General features: G+C 61.2%; 1 pseudogene. It reads left to right on the top strand.

The annotated features are described in order from the left end of the window. Nucleotides 1–522, top strand: a pseudogene (locus tag MUB52_RS23955) (transposase); the annotation flags it as partial. Between the last annotated feature and the right edge of the window lie 17 nt (nt 523–539).

Here is a 539-nt window from a genome sequence, read left to right as displayed (position 1 = left end):
GGCACGGCGAAGAGACGACCGTGAGGATTGACGCCACCGACCTGGAGGACCACCGCACAGCGACCGGCATGGCCGCGAAAAAGGGGGGCGTGGACGCCTGATTGGCCGGACCGAAGGCGGCTTGAACCGCTGACCGGCAGGTGATTGGCACAATCACCGAGAGGGGCCAAGCTGCACGCCATCTGCGACAGCCGGGGACGTCCTTTGAACCTGTTCGTCACGGCCGGTCAGGTCAGCGACTACATCGGCGCACGCGCATTGCTGAGCAGCCTGCCGGATGTCGATTGGCTGCTCGGCGACCTCGGCTATGACGCGGATTGGTTCAGAGAAGCATTGAAAGACAAAGGGATACGCGCCGTTCAAGGCTGATTTGATCCACTGGATCAAATCTGATCGCCTCTCACCCCCGGTCGAAAACAGCGCAAGAAAACTGTGACGTACGACAAGCGCCGATACAAAAGGCGCAACCGGATCGAGGCCATGTTCGGCAGGCTCAACGACTGGCGGCGCGTGGCAACCCGTTAAGACTGATGCCCGAA

It is taken from the genome of Roseobacter sinensis (genome assembly GCF_025755255.1).
GTDB lineage: Bacteria > Pseudomonadota > Alphaproteobacteria > Rhodobacterales > Rhodobacteraceae > Roseobacter > Roseobacter sinensis.
The sequence above is the reverse complement of the archived record's forward strand: the minus strand, read 5'-3'. Positions and strand labels throughout refer to the sequence as shown.